The sequence below is a fragment of the Novosphingobium resinovorum genome (assembly GCF_036352595.1).
GTDB classification, from domain to species: Bacteria; Pseudomonadota; Alphaproteobacteria; order Sphingomonadales; family Sphingomonadaceae; genus Novosphingobium; species Novosphingobium resinovorum_B.
In genome coordinates, this window is the sequence record NZ_JAZFAX010000006.1 from 72,495 (window position 1) to 99,104 (window position 26,610).

At 66.2% G+C, this 26,610-nt stretch carries 23 protein-coding genes; 3 read left to right on the forward strand and 20 right to left on the reverse strand.

The window, feature by feature from the left end; all coding sequences use genetic code 11:
- Positions 1–116: 116 nt before the first annotated feature.
- Genes V2S85_RS07955 through cpaB form a run of 8 tightly spaced genes read right to left on the reverse strand, consistent with a single transcriptional unit; the run spans position 117 to position 9,169 of the window.
- Entirely contained in the window at positions 117–1,946 is a 1,830-nt protein-coding gene (locus V2S85_RS07955) for a pilus assembly protein TadG-related protein (protein ID WP_330702327.1), read from the reverse strand.
- On the reverse strand, positions 1,943–2,668 hold the full coding sequence (locus V2S85_RS07960) for a tetratricopeptide repeat protein (protein WP_330702328.1): 726 nt from the start codon (positions 2,666–2,668) through the stop codon (positions 1,943–1,945). The genes V2S85_RS07955 and V2S85_RS07960 overlap by 4 nt, the downstream gene beginning before the upstream one ends.
- Positions 2,665–3,567, reverse strand: a complete 903-nt coding sequence (locus V2S85_RS07965; protein WP_330702329.1) for a type II secretion system F family protein — start codon at positions 3,565–3,567, stop codon at positions 2,665–2,667. The genes V2S85_RS07960 and V2S85_RS07965 overlap by 4 nt, the downstream gene beginning before the upstream one ends.
- The gene (locus tag V2S85_RS07970) at positions 3,567–4,469 is read right to left on the reverse strand and encodes a type II secretion system F family protein (RefSeq protein WP_330702330.1); all 903 of its coding nucleotides are present in this window, start codon (positions 4,467–4,469) and stop codon (positions 3,567–3,569) included. The genes V2S85_RS07965 and V2S85_RS07970 overlap by 1 nt, the downstream gene beginning before the upstream one ends.
- Positions 4,463–5,830 carry a CpaF family protein gene (locus V2S85_RS07975; protein WP_330702331.1) on the reverse strand — a complete coding sequence of 456 codons (1,368 nt, stop codon included), beginning with the start codon at positions 5,828–5,830 and terminating at the stop codon, positions 4,463–4,465. The genes V2S85_RS07970 and V2S85_RS07975 overlap by 7 nt, the downstream gene beginning before the upstream one ends.
- Complete coding sequence (locus V2S85_RS07980) at positions 5,827–6,993, reverse strand: histidine kinase (RefSeq protein WP_330702332.1); 1,167 nt, start codon at positions 6,991–6,993, stop codon at positions 5,827–5,829. The genes V2S85_RS07975 and V2S85_RS07980 overlap by 4 nt, the downstream gene beginning before the upstream one ends.
- 2 nt (positions 6,994–6,995) lie before the next feature.
- Positions 6,996–8,237 (reverse strand): type II and III secretion system protein family protein, encoded by a 1,242-nt coding sequence (locus V2S85_RS07985; RefSeq protein WP_330702333.1) that lies wholly within the window; start codon positions 8,235–8,237, stop codon positions 6,996–6,998.
- A complete protein-coding gene (cpaB, locus tag V2S85_RS07990; RefSeq protein ID WP_330702334.1) occupies positions 8,234–9,169 on the reverse strand; it encodes a Flp pilus assembly protein CpaB in 936 nt (311 codons plus the stop codon). The genes V2S85_RS07985 and cpaB overlap by 4 nt, the downstream gene beginning before the upstream one ends.
- A gap of 331 nt (positions 9,170–9,500) precedes the next feature.
- On the opposite strand from cpaB, the gene V2S85_RS07995 reads away from it, so the two are divergent.
- Positions 9,501–9,677 carry a hypothetical protein gene (locus V2S85_RS07995; RefSeq protein WP_330702335.1) on the forward strand — a complete coding sequence of 59 codons (177 nt, stop codon included), beginning with the start codon at positions 9,501–9,503 and terminating at the stop codon, positions 9,675–9,677.
- A gap of 163 nt (positions 9,678–9,840) precedes the next feature.
- A complete protein-coding gene (locus V2S85_RS08000; protein WP_330702336.1) occupies positions 9,841–10,950 on the forward strand; it encodes a hypothetical protein in 1,110 nt (369 codons plus the stop codon).
- 27 nt (positions 10,951–10,977) lie between these two features.
- Here the strand turns inward: V2S85_RS08000 and V2S85_RS08005 are convergent, their stop codons facing one another.
- From V2S85_RS08005 to V2S85_RS08055, 11 genes are all read right to left on the reverse strand, one after another.
- Positions 10,978–11,841, reverse strand: a complete 864-nt coding sequence (locus V2S85_RS08005) for a sensor histidine kinase (RefSeq protein WP_330702337.1) — start codon at positions 11,839–11,841, stop codon at positions 10,978–10,980.
- Entirely contained in the window at positions 11,838–12,254 is a 417-nt protein-coding gene (locus V2S85_RS08010) for a response regulator (protein ID WP_330702338.1), read from the reverse strand. The genes V2S85_RS08005 and V2S85_RS08010 overlap by 4 nt, the downstream gene beginning before the upstream one ends.
- Positions 12,255–12,376: 122 nt before the next feature.
- The gene (locus V2S85_RS08015; protein ID WP_330702339.1) at positions 12,377–12,589 is read right to left on the reverse strand and encodes a hypothetical protein; all 213 of its coding nucleotides are present in this window, start codon (positions 12,587–12,589) and stop codon (positions 12,377–12,379) included.
- A 154-nt stretch (positions 12,590–12,743) separates the two neighbouring features.
- Entirely contained in the window at positions 12,744–14,150 is a 1,407-nt protein-coding gene (locus tag V2S85_RS08020; protein WP_330702340.1) for a hypothetical protein, read from the reverse strand.
- A 1,000-nt stretch (positions 14,151–15,150) separates the two neighbouring features.
- On the reverse strand, positions 15,151–16,170 hold the full coding sequence (locus tag V2S85_RS08025; protein ID WP_330702341.1) for a ParB/RepB/Spo0J family partition protein: 1,020 nt from the start codon (positions 16,168–16,170) through the stop codon (positions 15,151–15,153).
- Between the two features lie 137 nt (positions 16,171–16,307).
- Positions 16,308–17,531 (reverse strand): autotransporter outer membrane beta-barrel domain-containing protein, encoded by a 1,224-nt coding sequence (locus V2S85_RS08030; RefSeq protein ID WP_330702342.1) that lies wholly within the window; start codon positions 17,529–17,531, stop codon positions 16,308–16,310.
- 282 nt (positions 17,532–17,813) lie between these two features.
- Entirely contained in the window at positions 17,814–18,374 is a 561-nt protein-coding gene (locus V2S85_RS08035) for a 2OG-Fe(II) oxygenase (protein ID WP_330702343.1), read from the reverse strand.
- Between the two features lie 62 nt (positions 18,375–18,436).
- The gene (locus tag V2S85_RS08040; RefSeq protein WP_330702344.1) at positions 18,437–20,155 is read right to left on the reverse strand and encodes a ShlB/FhaC/HecB family hemolysin secretion/activation protein; all 1,719 of its coding nucleotides are present in this window, start codon (positions 20,153–20,155) and stop codon (positions 18,437–18,439) included.
- Between the two features lie 359 nt (positions 20,156–20,514).
- Positions 20,515–21,354, reverse strand: coding sequence for an S-formylglutathione hydrolase (fghA, locus tag V2S85_RS08045; RefSeq protein WP_330702345.1), 840 nt, complete (start codon positions 21,352–21,354; stop codon positions 20,515–20,517).
- Between the two features lie 4 nt (positions 21,355–21,358).
- Positions 21,359–21,733 carry a VOC family protein gene (locus tag V2S85_RS08050; RefSeq protein ID WP_330702346.1) on the reverse strand — a complete coding sequence of 125 codons (375 nt, stop codon included), beginning with the start codon at positions 21,731–21,733 and terminating at the stop codon, positions 21,359–21,361.
- Between the two features lie 32 nt (positions 21,734–21,765).
- Positions 21,766–22,878 carry an S-(hydroxymethyl)glutathione dehydrogenase/class III alcohol dehydrogenase gene (locus V2S85_RS08055; protein ID WP_330702347.1) on the reverse strand — a complete coding sequence of 371 codons (1,113 nt, stop codon included), beginning with the start codon at positions 22,876–22,878 and terminating at the stop codon, positions 21,766–21,768.
- A gap of 112 nt (positions 22,879–22,990) precedes the next feature.
- On the opposite strand from V2S85_RS08055, the gene V2S85_RS08060 reads away from it, so the two are divergent.
- Positions 22,991–23,878 carry a LysR family transcriptional regulator gene (locus V2S85_RS08060; RefSeq protein ID WP_330702348.1) on the forward strand — a complete coding sequence of 296 codons (888 nt, stop codon included), beginning with the start codon at positions 22,991–22,993 and terminating at the stop codon, positions 23,876–23,878.
- A gap of 6 nt (positions 23,879–23,884) precedes the next feature.
- Here the strand turns inward: V2S85_RS08060 and V2S85_RS08065 are convergent, their stop codons facing one another.
- Complete coding sequence (locus tag V2S85_RS08065; RefSeq protein ID WP_330702349.1) at positions 23,885–26,254, reverse strand: TonB-dependent receptor; 2,370 nt, start codon at positions 26,252–26,254, stop codon at positions 23,885–23,887.
- Positions 26,255–26,610 lie beyond the last annotated feature (356 nt).

The following is a 26,610-nucleotide window of genomic DNA, read 5'->3' on the forward strand; positions in this document are numbered from 1 at the left end:
TGAAAGTCCTACAGATCTTGTTTTCTGCGAATCACAACATACGTGTTATTAGGTATATTCTTTCTTAATTATCGAGAGATTTATCCATAACTCTCTCCAATAACGTTATGATTTTCCTATATCAGCACCGGAACGCCGCAACGGGCACCGGTAACCCATACCGTCGCGTCACCCAGCTGGACGCCAAGGGCCGCCAGCAGGTTGTCGAGCAGCGGATCGACGGTGGAGCCCACGGTGGTCCCGACCAGCCCGCCCAGCGGCGTGGTGATGCCGCCGACGATACTGCCCAGCAGGCCCTTGCCGAGGCCGAGGTCGAGCACTCCAAGCACCTTGACGTTGACGTCCACGCCAGAAGGCACCTGCGTAATCAGGCTGCCCAGCGTGGCGCCGACCTGCGACTGATTGCGCAAGCCCAGCGAGCGGCCGGGCGTATCCGGCGTGCCGATCTTCCCGGCATCGTTGGGCCCGAAATAGAGCGGCCCCGAAGCACCCGTCACATCACCGGCGACGACCTTGACGTTCGCCTTGACGCTCAGCACGTTGATGCCCAGCACGTTGGTCAGGTCCAGATTGATGAGATTGGCCGCCGTCGGCGTCGGCAGCGCCGGCATCTGCTTGGACATCACCGAATCGGGAACTTCCGCGATATAGGCCCGGACCAGGCCGCTGGTCGTGTTGACCGTCACGCGGGTATCGTTGATCTGCTCGGTACTGCCGCTGCAGGCGATGTCGCTGACCACGGCGGTCGCTGGCGCGATGTCGATCAGCACCGGTACCGACTTGATCCCGATGACATTGCCCAGCAGCGAAATATCGGGCAATCCGACATTCAGCTTGAGCCGCACCTGAGAGGTCGAGACCCCCGCCTCCCCCCGCGCGCCGAAGGAGAAACGCGGCTGCGCCATCGGTCCGTTCGCCACGGCGGCCAGCCGCACGGTGCTGTTCGGAATGGCGAGGCCGACCAGGTTGGAAAGATCGATCGCGCCCGGCCCGGCCTGAACCGCGAAGGCGATCAGCTGGTAGGCGTTGAGGCCTGCACGCAGCGCCGGCTTCACGTCGGCCTCGCCCACCGGCATGTTCTTCCACACGCCGAGGCCGAACAGCGGCACCCCGCCCGCCGAGAACGGCACCTGGTAGGTGTTGTTCACCATGCCGCCGAAATTGCGCAGCGCCGTCGCGGTCGCCGGCGCATAGGCGGCGTCGGCGGCGGCCAGCGCGATGTCCTTGATGCCGTAGCTTTTGGTCATCATCTCGGCATAAGTGCCGGTCTGCCCGGCCCTCTTCGCCAGCGCGTCGAAGAACCTGCCCGCATCGACGTTGCCCGACATCAGCCCGCGAATGTCCGGATCGGTCAGCGTCAGCTTGAGATTGAGCAGCGCACCCAGCAGGGTGTTGACCAGGTCGATCAGCGATCCGGTCAATCCGCTGAGCTTCAGGATGTCCGAGCTTACCGCCACGCCCGCCTCGTCGATCCGCGAGGCGCTGGCCGTCGCGGCAAGCGCCGGGATCGGGCTGGCGCGGCCCAGCAGGCCGAGCAGGAACTGGCGGCTTTTCTGCTGCGTGGTCAGCCGCACCGCGTTCTGTCCGCGCAGGCTCCCCGCGCAGCCATCCGCCGTCAGCGAGAAGCGCGAGCCCGAGGCCTTGTCCCGGTCCGCGCAGTAGTAGCCCAGCTCGACCTTCTTGAGGATCGAGGTATCCGAATAGCCGTTGCGCTTGAGGTAGTCGCGCGCGCGCACGTCGGCCCGTCCCGGCTCCATCGCCGCCGCCAGCGCCGCGGCTTCGGTGGCGATGCGCAGTTCGCGGTTGCCGCTGTAATAGAGCGCCACGTCGAGCGCGAGCCCGGCGCACAGCATCAGGGGCACCGCCAGCACCGCCACGGCCGGCCCCACGGCGCCGCGCTCGTCGCGCCGCAGCCGCTCGCCCAGACGCCGGATGCGCGCGATCATGATCCCGCCCTCCCTGCTCCGGCACCACCGCTGATCCCGGCGCCGGCCCCGGCCGAGGCGAGCTTCGCCACCTCGCCCGCAACCTGCTGGCGCAGCTGTGCCTTGGCCTTGGCGTCGCCGGCGGTGGCGAGCAGGCCGTCCGCCTCGGCAAGGCGCCCGGTCATCGTCAGCGCCAGAATCAGGTTGTTGCGCACGACTTCGTCGTCCGGTGCCAGATCGTGCGCCGAGCGCAGCGTCTCGACCGCTTCGGCCGCCTGGCCTGAGCGCAGCCGGGCGTAGCCCAGAGCATTGGTGATGAAGGCATCCGCCGGGCTCGCCTGCAGCGCCGCCGCATATTGCACCGCCGCCTGCGGCCATTGCCCCTCGGCCGCGAGAACATGGCCGCGCACCGCCAGCGCCGGACCGCTGCGATCGCCCGACGGGATGCGGCCCAGCGCCGCGCGCGCCGCCTCCACCTGGTTGAGATCGAGCAGGCAGTTCACACGCAGCACGCGCGCCTCGGCGTCGCCCGCGTGGGTGCGATCGAAATCGTCGAGATAGGCCAGCGCCGCGCGCGCCCGGCCGCTCGCCCGCGCCTCGCGGATGAGCGTGAGATAGAGCGCGCCGGTCGATGCGGTGTCCTGGTCCGCCTCGGCATCCTTGCGCTCGGACGACCGCGCGGCGGCCGGTTGGGCAGCCAGAACCAGCATCGCGCTTACGGGCAGCAGCAGGTGACGTCTCATCGTCCGGTACTCCGCAAGGTGTCGAAGATCGTCGCGACGGGGGGGCCGGCGAGCACGATGAACAGCGCCGGCATGAAGAAGACCAGCATCAGCACGACCATCCGCACCGTGATCTTGCCGATCTGCTCGCGGGCGCGCGCGACGCGGCGCTGCGAGAATTCACGGATGAACTCGCGCAGCGCGGGCACCAGCTCCATGCCCTGGAACAGCGACTGCCGGAACAGCGCCGCCAACTCGCGCGAACCCTGGACGGCGACGCGCGCGGCCCAGCGGTCGAACGCGACCTGATAGTCCTGCCCACGATCGAGGTCGTCCACCAGCATCGCCACCAGCTTCGCATGGTTGGGTACCGCGACCCGCTCGTCGCGCGCGATGCCGCGAAAGCACTGGTCGAGCGAGACACCGCTCTCCAGCATCATCAGCATGAGGTCGAGGAGGAACGGGAACTCGGCGGTCAGCGTCCGCTCGCGCGAAGTGGCGCGCATCTGCAGCGCGTACTTGGCGCCGATGTACGTCAGGCCGGTAAGCGCGAAAGTCGGGAAGATCGGGCGAAGCGGATTGCCGGTCGCCACGAAGCAGGCCGTCATCGACGCCAGCATGACCGCCAGCGCCGCGCCCAGCCGCAGCGCCACGAACATGTCGAGTGCGCCGGGCTCGAAATAGCCGGCGGCGCGCAGGCGCTTCTCGATCTCGTCGCGGTCGCGGCCCTGCGCCAGCAGCGCGCGCGGCGCGCGCATGCTGCGCCACCCGCGCGAAGGCGCGCCGCCCGCCGCCAGCGCCCGCCCGTCGACCCGCGCGCGCAGCTGCGCATCGACCTGCAGCCAGCGCAGCCCGAGCAGCGCCGCGCCCACTCCGGCAACCGCCATCACGAGCGAGAGCATGGCCAGGAACCCGGCCATCAGAACGCCAGCCTCAGCATGCGCCGGATGATGACGATGCCGACCACTTCCAGCCCGATCGCCACCATCGACATGGTGCGCCCGCGCGGATCATCAATGAAGAACTCGATGTAGGCGCGGTTCATGCCGACCAGCAGCGCCATCGCCAGCAGCGGCATCGCGATCAGCACCCGCGCGCTGACCTTGGCCTCGGACGTCGCCGCCTGCAGGTCACGCCGGATGCGCACGCGTTCGCGCAGGATGTTGGCGAGGTTGCCGAACACCGTCGCGATCGAGCCGCCGTAGCGCAAGTTGGTGCGGATGGCGGCAGCGATCATCGAGATTTCGGGCACCTGCAGCCGGTCGGCCAGTTGCTGCATCGTCTCGGCCACCGGCGCACCCATCGCCAGGCGGCGTCCGACCGGCGCGAAGTAGCTGCGCACGCTGTCAGGTGCATCGGCCAGCGCGCGGGACAGCGCCTGCGACAGCGAATTGCCGACCGCCTGCAACTGGCGCACGCCGTCGAGGTAGAGCGGCAGCGCCTCGGCCAGCGCATCGATCCGCTTGCGGGCGCGGCCCTGCAGCCACGACAGCGCCGCCATCGGCACGCCAACGACCAGCACCACCGCCGCGGCCGGGCCGAACAGCAGCAGCACGATCAGCGTGGCGATCAGCATAGCCCCGGTCAGCATCTGCAGCGTCGAGATCGTCAGCTCGACTTGCGCCTGCGCCAGTAGCGGGGCGATCCGCTCGGGCACCGTCACCGCGATGATCGGGCGCGTGGTCACCGCGTCAGGGGTGGCGATCGCCTCCAGCCGGCGGTCGAGCACCACCCGGTCGCGCGTGCGCTCGGACAGCCATTGCCACAGGATCGCGCCGACGATTAGCAGCGCCAGCAGGAGATAGGCGGCGCCCTTCACCATGCCGTGCTCTCCCGCCCGGCGACCTTGTCCATGACCGGGCTGACGTAATCCTTGAGGCGGGCCGCGTGGAAGGGCCGGGGCGACATCGTGCGATGCAGCCCCTCACCCGACATCGGCGGGTTCTCCTCGAAGTGGAACAGTTCGTTGAGGGTATAGGCCTCGCCCTCTACACCGGTGACCTCGGCGACCGAGGTGATCCGGCGCGCGCCGTTGGCGAGACGCTGGATGTTGACGATGACGTGGACCGAATTGGCAACGAAGCGGCGCACCGCGCGCACGTCGTTCTGCTGGCCGGCGAAGCCCAGCAGCATCTCGATGCGCGAGAGCGCGTCGCGCGGGGTGTTGGCGTGCAGCGTCGCCATCGAGCCGTCGTGGCCGGTGGACATCGCCTGCAGCATCTCCACCGCCTCGACGCCGCGCACCTCCCCCAGGATGATGCGGTCGGGGCGCATGCGCAGCGCGTTGCGCACGAGATCGCGCGCGCTCACCTCGCGGCTGCCGTCGACGTTGGGGGGGCGGGTTTCGAGGCGGACGACGTGTTCCTGGCGCAGCTGGAGTTCGGCCGCGTCCTCGATGGTCACGAGGCGCTCCTTGTTGCTGATGCAGCTCGACAGCACGTTGAGCAGCGTGGACTTGCCCGCGCCGGTGCCGCCGCAGACCAGGATGTTGAGCCGCGAGCGGACCGCGCTGGTCAGGTAGGCCGCCATCGCCTGGCTCATCACCCCGCCGGTGACGCAGTCGTCGACGCTGAGCGCCTGCAGCCGGAACTTGCGGATCGAGACCAGCGGACCGTCTAGCGCGATCGGCGGAATGACGATGTTGACGCGCGAACCGTCGGCAAGGCGGGCATCGACGAAGGGGGTGGCCTCGTCCACGCGACGGCCGATCGGTCCGACGATGCGCTGGATGATGTTCATCAGGTGCGCATCGTCGCGAAACCGCGTCTCGACCCGCTCCAGGATGCCGGCACGCTCGGCGTAGATGGTGTTGGCGCCGTTGACGATGATGTCGTCGATCGAGCTGTCGCGCAGCAGCGGCGCAAGCGGGCCGAGCCCGACCACTTCGTCCTCGACGTCCTCGATCAGCAACAGCCGCTCGGCGCTGTTGAGCGCCAGCTGCCCGCGCCGGCTGCGGCTGTTGATGACTTGCTCGATCTCGCCGCGCAGCGTGCGCCGGTCGAGCGCCTCGGCGGTAACACCCTGCGTCTCCAGCCCCTCGATGACCTGGGTGCAGGTGAGCGCCTTGACCGCCTGGTAGCTGTCGCTCATGCGCTGCGCGGCGGGCTGGGTGATCGCCGCCTTGCGCTTGGGCTCCAGTTCGCCGCCCTCGCCGGACGCGAAGTCGTTGGTCAGCAGGCTCATGCGCTGCGCTCCACCGAGCGCAGGATCGCGCGGCGCATGCGGTCGATCCCGAAGCCGGTGCTCTTGACTTGCGCCGAGATCCCGCAGGCGCGGCGGATGGCATGGGCATAGGCTCCGCCGTCGCGCTCGGTCATCATCGGTCGCCCGGCGTTGAGCGCATTGCGCTGAACCACGCGATCGACCGGCACGCCCAGCACGGTGTCGATATCCAGCGCATCGGCCATGCGGCGACCGTCGAGCAGGATGCGCGGATCGTGCTCCCAAACCAGCAGCCGCAGGCGCTGGGCACTTGCGGTATCGATGGCGACACGGTCCAGCAAGCGGCGGGTCGCGTCCAGCTCGCGGATCGACTGGCTGCACACCACTTCGACGCTCTGCGCCTGCGAGGCCAGTTCGCGCAGCAATCCGCCGTTGCGCAGCGAACCGCCGCACAGCACGACATGGCCGCAGCTGGCGCGCAGCAGCTGGATCAGGCCGACGATATCGGCAGGGCCGATCCCCACCGGCTCGGCACCGGTACCGCCGTCGAGCGTCAGCAGCGAGAGGCCGCTGCGCTCGTGATGCGCCAGCGCGTCTCCCAGCAGGCTCGCGTCCATCCGGTCGATGTCGGAGATGGCGGAGGCGAGGCCGTAGTCCACCTTGAGGTCGAGATAGGCCTCTGCGGTGCTGCTCGGCAGCGTGCAGTCGATCAGCAGGGTCGAGGTGCCGTCCAGGCTGTGCGCCAGCGCCATGTCGGTGGCGAGCACTGCGGTCGCGTCGCGATCGGTACCCAGCACCAGCGTGAAGCGGCCCAGCCGCCCCTGGCTCGCCAGCGAGGTGTTGAGCACGCGCGAGAGGATCTCGCTGACTTCGGCGGCGACGGCGCCGCGCGGCAGCACGTCGGTAGCGCCCGCCCGGATCGCCTGCAGGACATGGCCGGCATACATGTCCTCGGTCGCCAGCACCACCGCGCGGCCGGGCGCGACCTGGGAAACTTCGGCGATGACCGAGTTCATCGCACGTTCGGCGGGGATCGAGGCATGGTCGATGACGACGATGCCGGGACCGTCGAACTCGGCCTCGTCGAGCGACTGCGCCAGCTCGACCGAGACATGCGCGCCCATGGCGTCGGAGATGCGCTGAGCCAGCGCGCGGTCGATCGAAAGGAGATGGATGCGTGCCATGTTCAGCGCCTCACCACGCCGAAGGACTTGACCGATTTCTCGACCCCGTCGTTGCCGATGATCATCTGGCCGATGCCCGGATCGACCGCGTCGCCCGCCGCCGTCAGGTCGGGCTTGACCGCAGTGGGCTCGACCAGTCGCGGCGTCGCCACGATGATGAGTTCCTGCCGTTCCTTCTGGTTCTGCTGCCGCTTGAAGAAGGCGCCCAGGATCGGCAGATCGCCCAGGAACGGCACCTTGTCCTTGGTGACGGTGCTGTTCGAATAGTTGAGGCCGGCGATCACGAAGCTCTGCCCGCTGCCCAGTTCCACGGTGGTCTCGGTGGAGCGGCGGCGGATGCCGGGAACCGTATAGCCCTGCAACTGCACGCCGTTGTTATAGTCCAGCTCGCTGACTTCAGGCGCCAGCTTGAGCACGATGTTGTTCTCGGACAGGACATAGGGCGTTACGTTCAGCCGCACGCCGAATTCCTTGTACTGGATCGAGATCGTGTTGCCGTTGCCGCCGCTCGACTGCGGGACCGGGACCGGGAACTCGCCGCCCGCCAGGAAGCTCGCCTGCTCGCCCGAGCGGACCAGCAGCGTGGGCTGCGCCAGCAGCTGGGACAGGCCGTTGGAGGACAGCGCGCTCAGCACCGCGCCGACGCCCAGCTTGCGCGCCGAAAGGAACAGGTTGAAGGCGCTCTGGATCGGCGACGAATTGGTCGTCGTGAAACTGCTGCCCCGGTTGGTCACGTCCGTCGAGTTGGTGGGATTGAACGAATAGGAACTGAGCGCGGAAGGCGTGACGATCGCGCCCTGCAGGTCGCCCGAAAGCTTGGCGAAGCTGAAGCCCAAGGCCTTGAGCGTCGAGGAGGATACGGCGGCGAACTGCACGTCGACCGCGACGATCTTCTCGCCCGCCCGCAGTGGTCCCGCCGCAGTGGCATAGGCCGGCGGCGGCGGGGTGACGTGGAACAGCGTCTGGCCGATCATCGTGCCGTCGCCGGCGTAGACGCTCAGCGCCGCGTCGCCTGCGCCGCGCCCGGTCACCCGCAGCGACTGCGCGGTAGGAGAGGATACCGCGATGACGTTGTCCCGGTTGACCTCTACCCGCCCGATCGAGCGGGTGAAGGTCAGCGTGCGGGCCTCGTCCACGTCCAGCGTGCGCTGGTCCTGCGCAGCGGCGAACTGCGGCGCGCTTACGGCGACGGCGGCGCAGGCGAGCAGCCCGGCCGCACGCATCCTGTTGATCCCGCCGCTCATTGCCCCGTGCTCCCCGAATAGATCGTCTTCCGTTCACCGCCGACCACCAGTTCGATCGCGTGGGGGGCAGGCGCACTACGCCGGGGTTGAACCGGTGGCGCCGCCGCCGCGCGAGAGGGGAGCGCGGCGGCGAGCGCAGGCGCCGGTCTTGCCGCCGCCGAAGGTGCTTCGAGAATGGAGGCGACTTGCGCGGTCGCGACTTCCTGCTTGTCCTCGGGATTGCGCAGCGAGAGGTAGAGCGCACCGGTGCTCTTCGCCAGCGACAGCTCCGACACTTGCTGCGGGCTGAGCGCCAGCGTCACGTTGCGCGCGGGCGGCGGCGGCGCGGAGACCTCGCCGGTGACACCGTCCTTGACCGGTGCACCGACCACGACCTCGCCAACGGCCAGTACCGGCACCAGTTGCAGCAGCGTGGTGGAACGGCTGCGGCCATTGCCGCGCGCACCGGAGATGGAATCCTCACCGGGATAGACGACCTGCACGTCGACGCGGTCACCCGGGCGAACCAGCCCGGCCACGGCGATCTCGGCGGTGGTGTCGATGCTGATGGCGCGCATGCCGACCGGCACGCGGATCGCCAGCTTGCCTTCCTGCTGCAACGCCTCGCGCGGGATGAGCGTATTGGCTCCGATGTCGCGCGTGGCGACCCGGCCGATCACTTCCGCCGGCGTTGCGGCGCCTGGAAAGCGAGCAGGATCATAAGCGGCGTTGCGGATCATGTCGGCGGTGATCGTCTCTCCGATCCGCACGTCCCGTGTCGTCGTGGCCAGGACGATGCCCGACGGCTGCGACGTCACCGCGATCTGGCCCGGTGCGGGCACAACGCGCGGTTTGGCGGATCTGCCAAGCTCGCGAACGCCGAGAAAGCCGAACGTCACGGCTGCTACCAGCCCGACGGCAATCGTCAGTTTCGCCTTCGAACCCAGGCGCATGCAATTCCCCTCTTGCCATTGCGCTTACGCAAACGGGGCAATGCCCCGGGCGCCCCGAAAAAGAGCGAACCGTTCCTTGCCGGGACAGGTTCGTCTCCATTCGTGAATGATAGCGCGTCGTGGATTCGAGCGTTCATGGAGAAGAAGCCAATGCGAGGGGATCACCGAGACCGCAGAATTCCGCGCATTGGCGCAGCTCCAGCTCGATCGGGGGGCCTATGGCGCAATCGCCCCGGAATACGGGACACTGCCCAGTTCTAGGGGCTTTCAAGTAACCTTCGCTTCGGTTCTTTTCGTGACTTGTGCCAAAGGCCAAGGCAATAAGAAGACCATGTTCGAGAACGCCGTTGCCCAGCATCGATCTTCCGGCGACTTTAAGCCATATCCCACGGATATGCAGGATAATTTCGCAAGGTCAGGCAAGTTTTGCGCATTGGCGCCGGGAGCCATGGGGCCGCTCGGCGCTTTTGCCATCATCGGTATCTCGAAGGTGGGGAGACAAGTTTGACGCGCGTGGGAAAGATGGGTCGGTGCCTTGTCGAGGTGGTTCGACAGTGCCGCACCCTGGCAGGGAGGGCCTGCCCATAACCTGGTGGCCGAAACGGTCCCGCAAGGGCCGCGGCGGGGAGGACAGCACGTCGCTGTACCCTGCGGCGACGGCTCTGTGCGCATTGCTCCTGGGCCTCTCCGCGCCGCACGCGCCGGGGGCCGGGGTCATCGCCGCGGCCTCGGCTGGGGCGCTGTTCATCCTGCATCGCTCGATGCTGACCCTGGGGACCGCTCTCCTGCTCGGAGCGGGGTCGCTGGTGGAGCCCGAAGTCCTCCAGTCCCCGTTCTACTGGATGGACCTCGCACTGCTCACCAGCGCGCTCCTCGTCCCGAGACGACTGGCGCCAGCCTTGCTGCAGGCTCCACGCTGGTCATGGCCGGCCGCGATGGTGCTCGGCGCCTTGTGCCTCAGTCTCTATTCCTTTCTGGGAGACACGATCGGCATCGCCTTGGCCCTCGGCGCCACCCTTTCCGCCGCCTTCATCGGCGCCGGGATCGCCCGCCACCTCGCCGTCGTGGACGCCCGGTTACTGGCCTGGGGCGACGGCGGCATGGTGGAAGTGACCCGGGATCTGCTGCTGGGCCGCATCACCAGCGGCATGCTGCACGACCTTGCCCAGCCGCTGAACGTCATCTCGATGGCCAATGCCAACATGGAGTACATCCTCAGCCACCTCGACATCGACGAGGAGAGCCGGCAGCAGGTCCAGGAGCGGGTCCGCCGGATCGCGACGCATACCGAAGGCGCCGCGCACATCCTCAGCCTGTTCCGCTGGTTCGGACGGGACGGCCGCGACGGCGATGGAGCGCTGACCGTGCGCAGCGCTCTGGAATGCGCGATCGCGACCACCAAGTCGAACGTGCGCCACCATGGTGTCGCCGTCCATCTGCGCGGCAATGCGCTCGATCATCTGGTACCGGCCCAGTACGGTGCCCTGCAGATGATGGCCGTGGCCGCGCTGCTGAGCGCCTTCGGCAGCTTCCTGGGACGCGACGGCAGCAAGCTTCGCGGCGAAGTACAACTCCACGCGAGCATCACGCCCGCGCATGTTGTCATCACCGTGGAATGCATCGACGAACAGCGCCGCCCGATGCCCGGCCGACGCATCGACGAGGCAACTCTCTGGCTGGTCGAGCAGGTCGCATTGGACGCCGACGGCGAGTTCCGCTGCCTTGTGCGGGGCCGTCAACCGGTCCGCTTCGTCATCCGCCTCGGCCGCGACGATATCTGAAGGACGAGCACCGTCAGGCCGACGCGCTCAGTCGCTTTCGACCAAAGGCAGCACGATTTCCACCCTTGCCCCGTCGGTATCGCCTGGAACGAGTTCCACGGCGCCGCCGATCCGGCCCAGAACCTGGCGGCAGATATGCAGGCCAAGCCCCGTGCCGACCCGCGGCTTGGTGGTGAAGAACGGCTGGAACGCCGACTGCCCGAGATCCTTCGAAAGCCCGGCGCCATTGTCGGCCACCGTGCAATGGACCTTGCCGCTCTCGACGGCGATGTGCAGCGCGATGCGACCAGTCCCCTGCCATCCCGCCTCGCGCCGGGCCTCGATGCTCTCGGCGGCGTTGCGCAGGATGTTGACGAAGACCTGCTCGACCTCGATCTGGCACAGCCCCACTTCGGCGCGGACATGCGCATTCCGTTCGTCGATTTCGATGCCGCTCGCATCGAACAGCGGCTGCAGGAACCGCAGCGCGTTGCGCGCGGCGAGGCCCAGGTCGGCGCTCACCATCCCGCCGGTCTTGCCGGCGGCATAAGCCAGCGTGTGATCTATGATCGTCTGCGCTCGCTGCACCTGCTCCGCGATCCGCTCGACCGCCTTGGTCAGCTGCGGCTGCATCATGTTGCCGAGCGCCAGCATCATGCGCAGGTTCTCGTTGGCAATGGCGATCGAGAACAGGGGCTGACGCAACTCGTGCGCCAGCGCCGAACTTTGCTGCCCGAGATCCGCGAGCCGCGCCCTGGCCGCCATCGTATCGAAAAGCTGAAGAGCCTCGCTCTGGTCGATCCCGCCGCATCCCTGCGACATGGCGGCATCCGCCGGCCGACAGAGCTGGCTGCTCGGCGAACACCGGGTCCACTTGTCGATGTCACGCTGGGTAATCTCGTTGGGCTTCATTGCACGCCCCCTGCATGATCCGAGGTTTCGGCGAAGCGACCGAGCATCTGCTGGAGAGTACCTATCAGCAGTTGCGGCTGCACCGGCTTGGTCAGAACGAGGTGCTCCGGCATCACCAGCGCCGGATCGGGCTGGATCTGATCGCCGGTGATGAACAAATAGCCGAACTCACGCTCGCTAAGCTGCGCGTGTTCGCGAATCCGGCCGACGATCGAAAGTCCGGATTCGCGCCCCAGCCGCACGTCGCAGGCAAGGACGCGAATACTCGCATTCGTCTCGAGCGCGGATACCGCCTGATCCAGATCGGAAACGCCGATGGCAGGAATTCCGTGAAGCTCCATGAACGTGAGCAACTCCTCGACGATCGCACTGACATCGTCGATCAACAACACCAAGGCGTGACTGTCGCTCATGCGGTTCTCATTTCCCGTCCCCCAGTCCAGAATTCGTCGATCTGGTCCTAGTTACTACCACCTAGGTTGTTTTCCGTTTCCAAATCAATAACGATGAAAAATAATCCACACGGATCGCCTAATCATGCGCAGCTGCGGCAGTCGTTGGCGGCCGTGCGGGTTCGCATGAGCCGTCCGGAACGGGTTCCGGATAGAGTCGCGGCGGGCTCGGCCGCTCCGTCCAACACGTTGATCGCGCCCGATATCATCGCGGCGGCAACCAGTGCGCCCTCGTTGTCCAGCAGTTCGAGCGCAATACGAAGCAGTTCGCGAGCGCGGATGGTGTCATTGGTCACGATTCGATCCCTTTCAGTTCGAATATTCGGGAAATGGAGGGGGTGGCCCACGGTAAGGGCCACCCCCTCCCCCTGACCTCGCTTCCGAGGCCAGGCTGCGGCGTGTCCGGCCAGGGGGAGGGCAACAAAGAGACGGACACGCCAGTCTCAGCCCTCAGTTGGCCGAACCACCCCCGAGCAGTCCGCCCAGTAGCCCCGTGACAGGAGCGAGCACCTGGCCGGTGCTTCCGCCCGTGCCAGCGCCGGTCCCCGTGCCGCTCAGCAGGCCACTGACGACACCCGTTACCGGAGCGAGGAGGTTGCCGGCGCCGGCGCCGCCACCGCTGCTCCCCAGGAGCCCGCTGACCACGCCAGTCACGGGCGCCAGTACGCTTCCCGCTCCGGTATCCCCGCCGGTCGTACCGCCGAGGAGTCCTCCGACGACACCGGTGACCGGAGCGAGCACGTCGCCCGTACCGCCAGTACCGCCCAGCAGGCCCCCGACCACGCCGGTGACAGGAGCCAGCACATCACCCGTACCGCCGGTGCCGCCAAGCAAGCCGCCAACCAGGCCGGTCACCGGAGCCAGGACATCGCCCGTACCTCCGGTGCCGCCCAGCAGGCCGCCAACCACACCGGTCACCGGGGCGAGCACGTCGCCCGTGCCGCCAGTGCCGCCGAGCAAGCCGCCGACCAGGCCGGTAACCGGAGCCAGGACATCACCAGTTCCTCCGGTGCCGCCCGACCCGATACCGCCGACCACCTGGCCGAGCGTACCGTTGAGCGTATCGAGAACCGGCGAGGTCACGGCATCGACCACGCTGGTGACGGGCGCCACCACGGGAGCCAGTCCATCGGTCAGCTGGGTGACCCCGGCACCGACCTGCGCTCCGAGCAGGGAACCGGCGAGGTTCCCCACCGGGGCAAGCCCTTGCGCCACGCCTGCCGCCGTAGTCGGCAGCGTCACGTCGAGGACATTGCCGTTGGCCAGCACATCGGCTGTCACCAGTTGACCGGAGACCAGCCCTGGATTGTCCGACAGGACGTTGACGCCCGCCAGCGTGCCGCTCGTGCTCGGCCCGGTCAGGACATTGTTGCCCAGATCGAGGCCGACGAGCGGTCCGGTGTAGGACGGGGCCGAACCGGAGCCGCCGCCGGGAAGGCTCCCGGTGAGGCCGTCGATCAGCCCGCCGAGTTGTCCGGTCACCGGACCGAGCAGGCCATTCGAACCGACCACCGGCGCCAGTACCGCATCCACGGTATTGAGCAGCGGCGTGGTAACCTGGCTAACGGTCGAGGTCACGCCAGCCACGGTCGGCGCCAGTCCGTCAGTCAGTTGCGTCACCGTCGAGCCGACCTGATCGCCCAGCAGGGCACCGGCGAGCGAGCCGACCGGAGCGAGCGCCTGCTGCGTCTGCGCAGTCGTCGTCGGCAGCGCGACATTGACCACATGACCGTCACCGGTGAGGACATCCACGGCAATCGTGCCGCCGTTGGACGTGGCGGTATCAGGCGCCACATTGACGTCGATCAGCGTGCCGGAGCCGCTGGGGCCCAGGATCGGCGTGCCACCGATGCCCACACCCGCCACCGGACCGGTGTAGCTGCCGGTCGGACCGGTCGGGCCGGTCGGACCACCAGGGCCAGTCGGGCCCCCAGGACCGGTCGGGCCCGTCGGACCCGTTGGGCCATCGGGACCAGTCGGCCCAGTGGGGCCGCTCGGGCCTCCGGGTCCAGTCGGACCAGTGGGGCCGCTCGGGCCGTCGGGACCAGCAGGACCAGTGGGACCGCTCGGGCCTCCGGGACCAGTCGGGCCAGTGGGGCCGCTCGGACCGTCGGGACCAGCAGGACCAGTGGGACCGCTTGGACCGTCGGGACCAGCAGGGCCAGTGGGACCGTTCGGGCCTCCGGGACCAGTCGGGCCAGTGGGACCGCTCGGACCGTCGGGACCAGCAGGGCCGGAAGGACCGCTCGGGCCTCCGGGGCCAGTCGGGCCGGCGGGGCCGCTTGGGCCGTCAGGACCAGTCGGACCCGAAGGGCCGGTCGGCCCAGCGGGACCAGTCGGGCCCGTGGGGCCAGAGGGGTTCGAGGGACCGGAAGGGCCAGACGGCGTTCCGCCGCCGCCAGCGCCTACCCGGAAGCCCACGCCATCGGCGCAGGCGCCGAGCAGCAGAAGCGGAATGGCCGTCGCGCATAGCAGCATGTGCCTTGTCGATCGGCGCGCCTTTTTGTGAAGCATTGCGTTGTCCTCCATGAAATGCCCAGTACCGAGAGGCTTAGGCACATGTCGGAGAGGACATCTCACGCAGAAGAAGTCGGGCCGGAGCAACGCACCGGACCATGCCCGTCGTCCCGATCAGGGATTTCGGAAACCCCATCCGGCTCCAAGCAAAAGCCACGGGACGAACGCGATTGGAAGGCAGGTGGCCGATATCCGCAGGAAAGAAACCCGCAAACGCTGCGGCCCGCGTGCAAACCGTAAGGTACACGCGGGCCGCGGGATAGAACCGGAGTGAGAGTGATTTATCGCCGGACCTGGGCTTAAAGCGATCAGACCCGGGGTTGAGCGCCGCGATGCGCTGTCAGTCGGTATCCGACTCGGATTCCTCGGCGATGCGTTCGCGGCCGAGCAAGATCGCCGCCCGAACCGACCTCAGCACCTGGTCGATGTCCGCGTCCTCTCCGATAGTGACCTCCACCGAAAGACCGTCACGCGAAGGTCGAACACGGCCCACGCGCTGGTCATCGACCATGACCGAGGTTTCGTTGCCTTTGGCGCTGCCGCCTTCGGCGGCGGCCTGCTTCAGGCGCGTCAGTACGCTTGCCGCCGGGATCATCCGCTCGCCCGATGCAGCCAGCCGCTGCTGTTCCTGGCCGATGGCCCGCGCGGCAATGAGCAGGCGGTCACGCTGCTCCGCGCGGCGCAGCAGCGGGGTCAGCACTTCGGAATGGCGTACACGCAATTCCTCTTTCGTGGCGAAGGCATCGACCACTTCGTCGGGCATCTGCGCCAGTGCAAGAAGCCGGCTGAGCTGGCTGTTCGACAGGTTCAGAGCCTCGGCCATGCGGGACTGGACGCCGCCATAGAAGCGATCCACCGCGCTCTGGTAACTGCGCGCGCGGTCGAGTTCGGTAATGTCCTGCCGCTCGCGATTTTCGATATCGGCGAGCCTGAACGCCTCTTCGTCGCTCAGATCGACGATCATCGCGTTCAGCCGGATCTCCGGCCTGCCGTTATGGTTCAGCCAATCGATCGCGAAACGCCGCCGGCTGCCCACGAGAAGTTCGTAGGGAAGTTCGGAACCCGGGGGGTTGTGCCGCACCAGAACCGGTATTCTGTTACCGTCCTCCTGCGCGATGGATTCGATCAGCGATCGACAACTTTCGGCCGAGAGACCGGGAACGTCGCGCGGATTGCCGTCCCACACCGAACAGTCGGCCGGGCGGATCGAAATCGCCGTGCGCCCCCGCGCGTTTCCTTGCGCAAATCCGGCCAGCCGCTGATCCAGCCGCGAAAGTGCTTCTCCCTCAGCCTGAGAGGCTTCGGCGGGATCGGGCTCGTAGGACAGCGTCGTGAGAATATCCCGAACAAAGCTTCCCATCGCATGCCCCCATCTTCGCTATGACCCGATAGCCGTTCATAGCGGAAGGCAATGCGCGGCACTGCGCCGATTATGTTCGGATCGGCGGTAATTAGCCACTTGAACAACGCGGATACGTCCGATCCGGATGTCCAGCCTCAGAACCGATGATTGGCAGTGATCGCGAAACCGTGGATGCGGCGGTCGTTTCCGAATTCACCGGAATAGGACAACCGCAGCGCCGTGCGCTCGCCATGCATCGCGCTGATGCCGGCGCCGACGACGGCGCCATCGCGGTCATAGCGGGTCGAAGGCAGCGTGAAGATCGGCGTGCCGCCGGCAAGGAAGATCGCCTCTATCCGGCTTTCCGGGCGCGAGCGCAATTCACGCTGCCATTGCGCCTCGACACTGGGCCGCAGAGTCCAAGCGCCCTTGCGCAGATTTGCCGAGACGCGCGCGCCCAAGCTGGTCCGCACCGATTCCGTCTTGAACTTGGCAACCGCGAGAGCGGCGGAACCGCCGGTTTCCACGAAACCGCCGAGATCGGCATAGCGATAGAGCAGCCCGGCGAAAGGTTGCGCCCGAAGGACGCCGAGCTTGAAGATGCCTCCGGCTTCGACCGTAGCCGCGGCGTTATCGCCGTTCGGCCCGGACTGCAGTCGGTCGCTGAAACCGGTGAAATCGATTTGTCGCCGCAGTTGGTACCAGCTGCGCGTGTATCCCGCCGTCGCATCGACGTAATAGCGGCCATTGGTATAGCTCGCGTATGGCGTGATGTTGGCGTTGAACAGCGTGCTGCGCGGCTGCTGGCTGCGATCGAGGTTGGCATCGATGCCGTCGATCCCGATCGACGTACCTACGATCAATCCCGGCACCGGCGATATATCGAACCCGGCACGGATCGAGCGACTGTCGAAATTGGCCTTGGGGCGATCGGCACGCGCCTTGTAGTCGCCTTGCTTCAGGCCGAAGCTGACCATGACGTTGATCGTACGGTCACCGCTGATCGGAACCCCCGGTGATGCATCCAGCGCCGCCTCGCGCCGCTGCGCCAGGTAGCCGCGGATCTCGCGATCGGTGGCATCCATCGACTGGATCGAAAGGCGTGGCATGAGTCTGTAAGGTGCGGCACCGAGTTGGCCCAGCGCATTGGCACGCGCCGCTGCATCGGGCAGGCTGTCTATAGCGCCGACGATGCTGGCGTAAGGGCTTGCCGCCGGGCTCTCGATCGCATCGAGGGCGCCCCCGACTGCAGCTTGACCTGGCGTCGTCGCATCGTCCTCGTAGCTCTGCGCGAAAGCGGGCGCCGTGTTGGCCAGCGCTGCACAGGCGACGAGACCAAGGCCCAGACGGACCATCGAATTCGGGATTGCCTGTCGCAAGATTTCTTCCTCCGCTGTTCTGCAAGGCGCCGTGCGCCCATGAGATATTTGTAATTTCGCTTAGCCTGCCGCCGCCGCCGCTTCCTCGCCAGTCGAACTGGCATCGAAACGACCGCATCAATACTTCCGGCCTGGCCGTGAATATTTCCAGTTCCTCGCCATCATTTGCGACGGGACTGACCTAAAGACCTCGATTATCCGCGACGTGCCTCTGAATTTGCCCGTGCTTTCCCTGCTTCACCGCGCCCGCGAACAGCAAAGAACCGAACCGCTTGCGATCCTCTATCGCCAATTCGGCCCTTCCACCCAGCTGACAAGGCTTCGACGGAGCCCTTCAGTGACAGGCAAAACCCGGTGCTGGAGAAAGGAAGGAAAGACCAGAAGACTGCCGCGCCCGGAGAACTGTGCGCCTGGACTTTGGAGGCCGAAAAACTCGAACTCTCCGCCTTTATAGTCGGTCGGCGCCGAGAGTTGCACGACTACCGACAGCTTGCGGGCGAATGGCCGTGGCGATTCCAACCATACGTCCTGATGCCAGTCGTAATGCCCCTTGTTGGTCGCGCGATACTCGGTGAACTGGACTTCGTATGGCGCGTCGATCTCCACGCCGAAATTGGTGCGGTTCGAGGATCGAACGAAGTCCATGATCCGCCCAACGATGTCCTTTTCACGACCCACATCGAGCCAGCGAATTGTAGAGGTGCGATAGGAATGATCGCTGCGCAGCGAATCCGAGAACCCAACGGTCGCTTCAGCTTCCGCGTAACTTCCGGCGCGTGCGATAATGGCGTCGCATTCCGCATCCGTCAGCGCGCCAGACCAAACTTCCCAAACATTCTGCATAAATTTACTCCGCGACCCTCAGATCGTCAGGCATCGCTTTTTGCGTACACGCAAAAGCGCAATCACAGAGCCCGAGAGACACCAAAGAAAAATCTTGCCTTTCGACTCGACTCATCGAAAGGTCTCTTGACTGGAACCGCAACTTGTGCACTTGCAGTCCATCCCTTCAGTGGCGTGATTCGCACCCCACCCCCAGCCGAAGCGAGGGAATAATCCCTCTCGACCAAAGCATAAGCCGGCCGAGCCCGGGTCTGTGCGAGTGCTCCGTCGGCATACGCGAATACCGTAAGTCCTCGGGCGGAGGTCTTGCCGCCCAAGACACGCCACGACAGTTCGGCGCCGCCTGCGACTGCCTTGTCTGCCGTCAGGAAGCCGTCGCGATAGGCTAGTCCGGCGCCCTCGCCGCCAAGCACGAAGCGCTCGGTCGTCGGCAACCGATCAGGACTGTACTGTCCGCGCACGGTCACTTTCGCCGCAAGCCGCTTGCCGAGTTCCTTGACGACCGTGGCCTGCAGGTTGGCCTTGCGGAAGCCTGCCTTCGAATAGCCCACGATCGGCTCGGCGCCGAGCCCGTCGAGGCCCTGGCTCAGGGAAAGCGACAGCCCGTAGCCACCGGTCTTGCCGATCGCCGACCAGTTCGCACCCAGTCGCGCGGCACGGGTACGAAACCCTCCGAAGGCGGTGTCGAGGTAGTAGTTGTCGCTATTGGTCCCATCGAGCGAAGCCGTGAGCGTGAGGTTGCGCCGATAGCTGCGGATGAGCGGATGGGCGACGACTATGCCCGCCTGCTTCGCTTCCCCCAGGATACCGAGATCGCGCGTGCGAGTACGGACATAAGCGCCGGTCACACCGATGGTGGTGCCGCTCGAACCGATCGGAGTCTGGTGGCTGGCGGTGTAGAACTGGTACCGGCTGGGCTGGAACGGCAGATAGCCGGACAGGCGCGTGCTGTCGCCTTCGCGCAGCAACCCGTTCAGGGCGACGGCGACCTGGGCCTGGGCCCCGGTGGTGACGTTGAAGACACCCCGGTTGTTGACGTTGAGCGTGACTTCCACCTGCTTGCGGTGGACGTCCAGATCGAGTGCCAGTTCGCCCGGCTTGGTGGTGCCGCGCAGCTTGGCCTCGACCGTCTGCCCGGGCACGTCCCGCAGCAGCGACAAAGTGCGCTCGATCGTCGACTTATGCGTCGGCGTGTCGCGCATGAGCCGGCGGACATGGGCATCGATCAGGCGCTTGGGGGTGCTGCGGGTTTCACCGGAAAGTGCATATTCGACGATCCGCCCCTCAGTGACCTTGACCACCAGCACGCCGCCCGCGCCCGTCTGCGCCGGGATGCTGACCGCGTAGAAGGCTATGTCGCTGCTGGCATAAGCGGCGCTGACGGCGTTGGCGAGCTTCTGCAGCGTCTCGCGATCGAGCGGGGAGCCGACGAAGGGCGCGGTCGCGGCATCGAGCGTCGCGCGGTCGAGCGTTGCACCATCGTAGCGCACCGAGGTCAGCCTGACCTGCACCGGAGTTGCGGCCTCGACGCTGACCGGCGCAGAAGGCAGCAGCACCGGAGCCGCGGCGCGGGGGATGCCCGGATCCTGTCGATCGAGCCTGTCGCGGTCGATCGTAGGGGACTGGCTCACGGACAGGGTCGGCCCCTGCCCGCTCCCTTGCGCAAGCGCCGGCATCGCCGCCAGTGCGGCCAGCGCGCCTGCTCCGTAGAGCCCTAATCCATGTAGACGGTGCCGGATCCGGGAACGGATCGGGCGGTTCGCCTGGCATTGCCGTGCCATGCGCTCCTCCTGTTGCTGGTGCATGCCCTCTTCACTCGCGAGGCATCCCGCATAACGCGGATTGCCTTCGGTATGGGAGAGTACGGCGGACGCAGCCGCGTTCACGCGCAATCGAAACCGCTCCGACACCATCGCCGGATCATGGACCGGAAAGCGGGGCTCGGACGCGGGGTAATGAGGGCTTGCGGCACGCAAAGCCCGTCGCAAGGCGCGAAATCGCGCGAATTCCCGTCAGAACGAAGGGGCTGTCCGGCCGCCACTCCGGGGAGAGGGGCGCAGCCGACTCGGCCGGATCGGCTGCAATAATCCGCGTCAGGACAGCGACGAAGCGGTCAGGCGGCGTGGCGGGTCTTTCGTCTTCAGGCCCTCAGGCGCTCGGCATGCCAGGCGACATGTTCGGGCAGGAAGGTCGAGATGAAATAGTAGGAATGATCGTAGCCGTCCTGCATGCGGATCGTCGCAGGCTGGCCCGCCGCTTCGCAGGCTTCGACGAGCAGCGCGGTCTTGAGCTGGTCGTCGAGAAAGCCGTCGGCCGTTCCCTGGTCGACCAGCAGGTCGGATAGCCTCGCCCCGTCCGCGATCAGCGCGCAGGCATCGTATTCGCGCCAGGCTGCACGGTCGGGGCCGAGATAACCGGTCAGCGCCTTGTCGCCCCACGAGCAGGCAAGCGGCGAGACGATCGGCGCAAAGGCGCTCACCGAACGGAACCGCCCGGGATTGCGCAGCGCGACCGTAAGCGCGCCGTGCCCGCCCATCGAATGACCGGTGATCCCCTGCCGCGCCATATCGACCGGGAATTCGCGCGTCACCAGATCGGGCAGTTCGCGCTCTATATAAGAGCGCATGCGGAAGTTGACCGCCCACGGCTGTTCGGTCGCATCGACGTAGAAGCCCGCGCCCTTGCCGAAGTCATAGGCTTCGTCGTCCGGTACATCGTCGCCGCGCGGCGAGGTATCGGGAGCGATGAAGACCACTCCGTGGCGGGCGCAGGCCTCGCGGAATTCACCCTTCTCGGTGACATTGGCGTGCGTGCAGGTGAGCCCGGAGAGATACCATAGCACCGGCAGCTTCGCGCCCGGCGCATGATCCGGCACGAAGACCGAGAACGTCATCGGCGTTCCCGTTTCGGCGCTTGCGTGGCGATAGACGCCCTGCGTGCCGCCGTGACTGCGATTGGTCGAGACCGTCTCCAGGCTCATGGCGTCATCCCGCCTGCCAGAGGCAGATCTTGTTGCCGGTCGGATCGCGCAAGTAGGCACCGTAGGCGCCGGGGAACATCTCGCGCGGGCCGGGCGCGCCTTCGCAGCTGCCGCCGGCGGCAAGGCCCGCCGCATGAGCCGCGTCGATCGCTTCGGGCCCGGGTGCGGCAAAGCCGATGGTACCGCCGTTGGCGAAAGTGGGGGCGTTGCCATCACGCGGGGTCACCGCCGCGAACAGGCCGCCTTCGGTGCGATAGCCAACGCCGCGCCCCTCGCCGAACATCCCGCCTTCGGCATGACCGAGCGCGCCCAGCACGGCGTCGTAGAAGGTCTTGGCTGCCGGCACGTCGCTGGCGCCGACCATGATATGTGTGAACATCGAGATTTCCCTGTCTGTCAAAAGACCATCTGTCAAAAGACCACCACCGAGCGGATCGACTTGCCTTCGTGCATGAGGTCGAACGCGGTGTTGATCTCCTCCAAGCCCATGACATGGGTAATCATCGGGTCAATCTCGATCTTGCCGGTCATGTACATATCGACGATCTTGGGCACGTCGGTGCGGCCCTTGGCCCCCCCAAACGCGGTGCCGCGCCAGTTGCGGCCGGTGACGAGCTGGAACGGACGGGTCTCGATGGTCTTGCCCGCCTCGGCCACGCCGATGATGATGCTGGTGCCCCAGCCGCGATGGCAGGCTTCAAGCGCGGTGCGCATGACTTCGGTGTTGCCCGTCGCATCGAAGGTATAATCGGCGCCGCCGTCGGTCATCAGCACGATCTTCGCAACGATGTCCTCGCGGCTCATGCCCCGGGTGTTAAGGAAGTCGGTCATGCCGAACTTGCGGCCCCAGTCCTCGCGGTCGGGGTTGATATCCACGCCGATGATCCTGTTCGCGCCGGCCAGACGCGCGCCCTGGATCACGTTGAGGCCGATGCCGCCGAGGCCGAACACCACGACGTTGTCGCCGACCTGCACTTTGGCGGTGTTGATGACCGCGCCGACGCCGGTGGTGACGCCGCAGCCGATGTAGCACGAGGACTGGAACGGCGCGTCCTGGCGGATCTTGGCGACGGCGATCTCGGGCAGGACCGTGAAATTGGAGAAGGTCGAACAGCCCATGTAGTGAAAGATCTGCTGGCCCTTGTAGCTGAACCGGCTGGTGCCGTCCGGCATCAGGCCCTGCCCCTGGGTAGCCCGGATCGCGGTGCACAGGTTGGTCTTGCCCGAAAGGCACGATTTACACTGGCGGCATTCGGGCGTGTAGAGCGGAATGACGTGATCGTCCGGCTTCACGCTGGTGACGCCCGGACCGACTTCGCGCACGATCCCTGCGCCTTCGTGGCCGAGGATCGAGGGGAAGATGCCCTCGCTGTCGAAACCGTCGAGCGTGTAGGCGTCGGTGTGGCAGATACCGGTCGCCATGATCTCGACCAGGACTTCGCCTTCCCTGGGGCCTTCGAGATCGACCTCGACGATCTCGAGCGGCTTCTTCGCTTCGAAGGCAACGGCGGCGCGGGTCTTCATGGCGGGTATCTCACTTGCTGAAACGGGTATGTCCGAAGGGGGTTCTAGCGCCTTGCCGGATTGTCGTTAATGGGCTTCTTGGGAAAAGCATTATAACCAGGTGGAAAAAGTCGTGATCGGAGCGTGGGACGGCATCGAGGAATTCGTCACGGTGGCGCGGGCCGGCAGTTTCACGTCCGCTGCACGCAGTTTCGGAGCATCGGTGACGCACATGAGCCGGGCGGTCAGCCGGCTGGAGGCACGCCTGGGAACCCAGTTGTTCCATCGCACCACGCGGTCGCTGGGCCTGACCGAGGCAGGGCGCATCTTCTACGAAACCGGCAGCCGCCTGATCTCGGAGCGCGAGGAGGCCGTCGCCGCCATTGCCTCGCAGGGGTCTCCACGCGGCAACCTGCGCATCACCTGCTCCTACACGCTGGGAGAGCGCTTCATCGGTCCGGTGCTGCGCGAATATGCGCGGGAGCACCCTGCCCTGTCGATCGCCTGCGATCTCGACAACGACGTCGTCGACCTGATCCGCGACGGTTACGACATCGCCATTCGCACCGGGCATCTGGAGGACTCGCGCCTCGTCGCCACGCGGGTCGCCTCGCGGGCGATGGTGACGGTGGCGGCGCCGGACTATCTGGCACGGCGCGGGCGGCCACAGCGGATCGCCGACCTCAAGGGGCACGACTGCCTCGTCGGCTCGGCCCCGTTCTGGCACTTCCAGCGCGGCGAAAGCTTTCGCCCCGAAGGGCGCTGGCGCTGCAACAACGGCACGATGGTGCTCGAGGCCGCGCTGGAGGGAATGGGCGTATGCCAGTTGCCGGCGTTCTATGCGGCATTGGCGATCGCCGAGGGAAAGCTGGAGGAAGTGCTCGCCGCCGAGTGCCCGGACGACGAGCCGATCTGGGCGGTCTATCCGCGCCTCAAGCACCTCTCCCCCAAGGTGAGCCTGTTCGTGGCGCTGCTGCGCCGCCGACTGCCCGGACTGTTGTCCGGGCAGTCGGCGCAATGAGACCGCTCAGCGCGATCCGAACGCGTAGCGCACGTTGATGCCGAACTCACGCGGGGCCGTGGTGGTCACCCCGGTATAAGTGCTGGTGAAGGTCGTCGCCGCGCCGCCCGCCGCGACATTGCGGTAGGAGGTGAACAGCGGGTCGGTACGGGTCAGTGTCTTGGTCGTGTCGAACAGGTTCTTGGCGAACAAGGAGACTTCCCAGGCTCCCTTGGCATCGCGAACGCCGGTGAAGGCATTGACGAGACCATAGGAACCCAGGTTGTCGTAGATATTGACCGGGTCCACGCGCGAATTGCCGAAGAAGTTGAACAGCCCGCGTACGTAGGCGTTGACGTGGTCGCTCACCGCGAAGCTGTATTCGCTGGTCAACGTCGCGCTGAACGGCGCCTGGAAACCGGAACGCTGATTGACCTGGCAGGCGGAGATATTGTCGCTGCCGACAGCAGCCTGCAGATCCGGCAGCGAAGGCGCAGACGTGATCGTGTCGGGCACGCCGTCACCGTTCAGATCGTTGCAGGGAATGACACCGCTCTTGATCTTGCCGATCGAATAGCTGGCCACGAGACCAAGGTTCCAGCCGTCCATCACGTCGATCGAGACGTCGCCCTCGATACCGTTGACCTCGACCGGAACGGCACCGACGAAGTTGAACTGCGTCACCACAGGATTGGCAAGGTTCGTATAATCGACGAAGTAGACGCCGCGTCCGCCGGTACGGTACGGATAGTTCTTGAACTTCTGGTGATACGCGGTGGCATTCAGGCGCATGCGCCCGCCCAGCAGCGTGCTCTTGAAGCCGAGTTCGTACGACTTCGAAGTTTCCGCCGGCAGGTTGACGAAGCTTTCCTCCAGTTCCGACATGGCTTGGCTGAAGTCGCCAACGACATTGATGCCGGGGCGCCAGGAACTGCCGGTGCTGGCGTAGATCATGAAGTCCGGTGAGAAATTGTGCTTCACCGAAGCCGAATAGATCCACTTCTTCGCGTCCTGACCGGTGCTTGCGGTCGAGGCGCCGTTGATGAACAGGCCGTTCTGCGAGGTGTAGGAAATATGGCGCAGGCCACCGGAAACCTCGGTCCCCTCACCCAGATGCGCAGTCAGGTTTCCGAAGAACGACTGTTCGTGGCTGGTATTGGTGCGCTGGATCGCGGTATTGACGATGCCGTAGATGGCACCGGTCGTCGCACTCGTCGGATAGCCGAGGATGGTCGGACGATTGAGTGTCGTCGGATTGTCGTTCTTGTAGTCGAAGAACCCTACGACATAGTCGAAGATGTCGGCGATGCGCGCGTCGTTCTGCAGGCGCACTTCATGCGAGGTAGCCTTTGGCGCCGAATAGGTATCCTGAACGACCGATCCGGGGAAGAAGTTGGCTTCGTCCATCACCTCGACGCCGGTGATCTTCTGCGTGTAATGCTGGCCCTGGTAGATCAGCACCTGCCCGAAGCCCGATACTTCCGCGCGCCAGTTGTAGATGTCGTAGACCTGATGGATCGGACGCGCCGATTCCATGATCGAGCGGCGATCCGAACTGTCGATGGTGACCGGGCTCGCGGCGGCGTCCGGGTTGGCTTCGCTGAACGATGCCACCTGGTCGTAGAGGCGGGCGTTGCGATCCATCTTCTGGTACATGCCCTCCAGCTTGAGCCAGTCGGTGGGCTGGACGAGCGCGGAAATGCGGCCACTCTTGGTGCGCTGGAACGGATCACGGGCCGAAGTGATCGGGCGGACACGGTCAGCCTCGTTCTCGTCCCAGACACCGGCGACGCGGATCGCGGCGATGCCTTCGATGATCGGCAGGTTGAAGCCGCCCTTGACGTTGATCGTGCCAATGTCGTTGGCGGTCATGTCAGTGAAGCCGCCGATCGAGTAGAGATCGGGCTTCTTGGCGCCGATGGTGATCGAGCCCGAGGGCGCCGCGCGGCCGCGCAGCGTGCCTTGCGGTCCGCGCTGCACCTCGATCTGGCCGATGTCGTACATCTGCTGCAGGATCACGCCTGCAGTGATCGGCGCATCGTTGAAGTAGAATTCGACCGTGGGATTGGTGCCGCTGGCCGAGACGTCGAAGTTCACGCCGCGCAGACGGCCGCCGCCACCGACGCCATTGGCCTCGGTCGTGAGTTGCAGTCCGGGAACGAGGGTGGAGACTTCCTTGAAGTCACGAAGGTTCAGTTTGGCCATGTCGTCCGCCGTGACGGTGTCGATCACCGCCGGGACGTCCTGCACCGCCTCGTCGCGGCGGCGGGCCTGGACGATGATGACGTTGCCGGGCAGCGCCTCTTCGGCGGAGGTATCAGCGTCCTGCGCCAGCGCGGGAGTCGAAAGCCCGGCCAGGCTCGCGGAACACAGAAGTACAGACGACAGCAGCCTCATCACATCATCCCCAAACATTGCTCTTGCCGCTTTGGTCGGTCCGGTTGCGGAGCCGACCAAGACGCCCCCGCTTGATGCGAGGCCTTATCAGCGAATCCCGGTTTGCTATTCTTCCGGAAATCGGTCTGTCCAATCACACCCGGTATCCGGACCCGATCGATAGGCGGAGCATACGGAGCAAGGCGCCCGGATTGAACCGGGCTGCGTCAACATCTTCGGGGCGATGATGGGGAGCTCGGCGTTCGCCGAGGCGATTTGTAGGGGATCGCCGGTCCCGCAAGCCGCGCATGGCAACGGCCTTGGCGGTAAGGGGCAGCCGGTCCGAGCAATCAGGGATTGGTCAGACCGGCCGATAT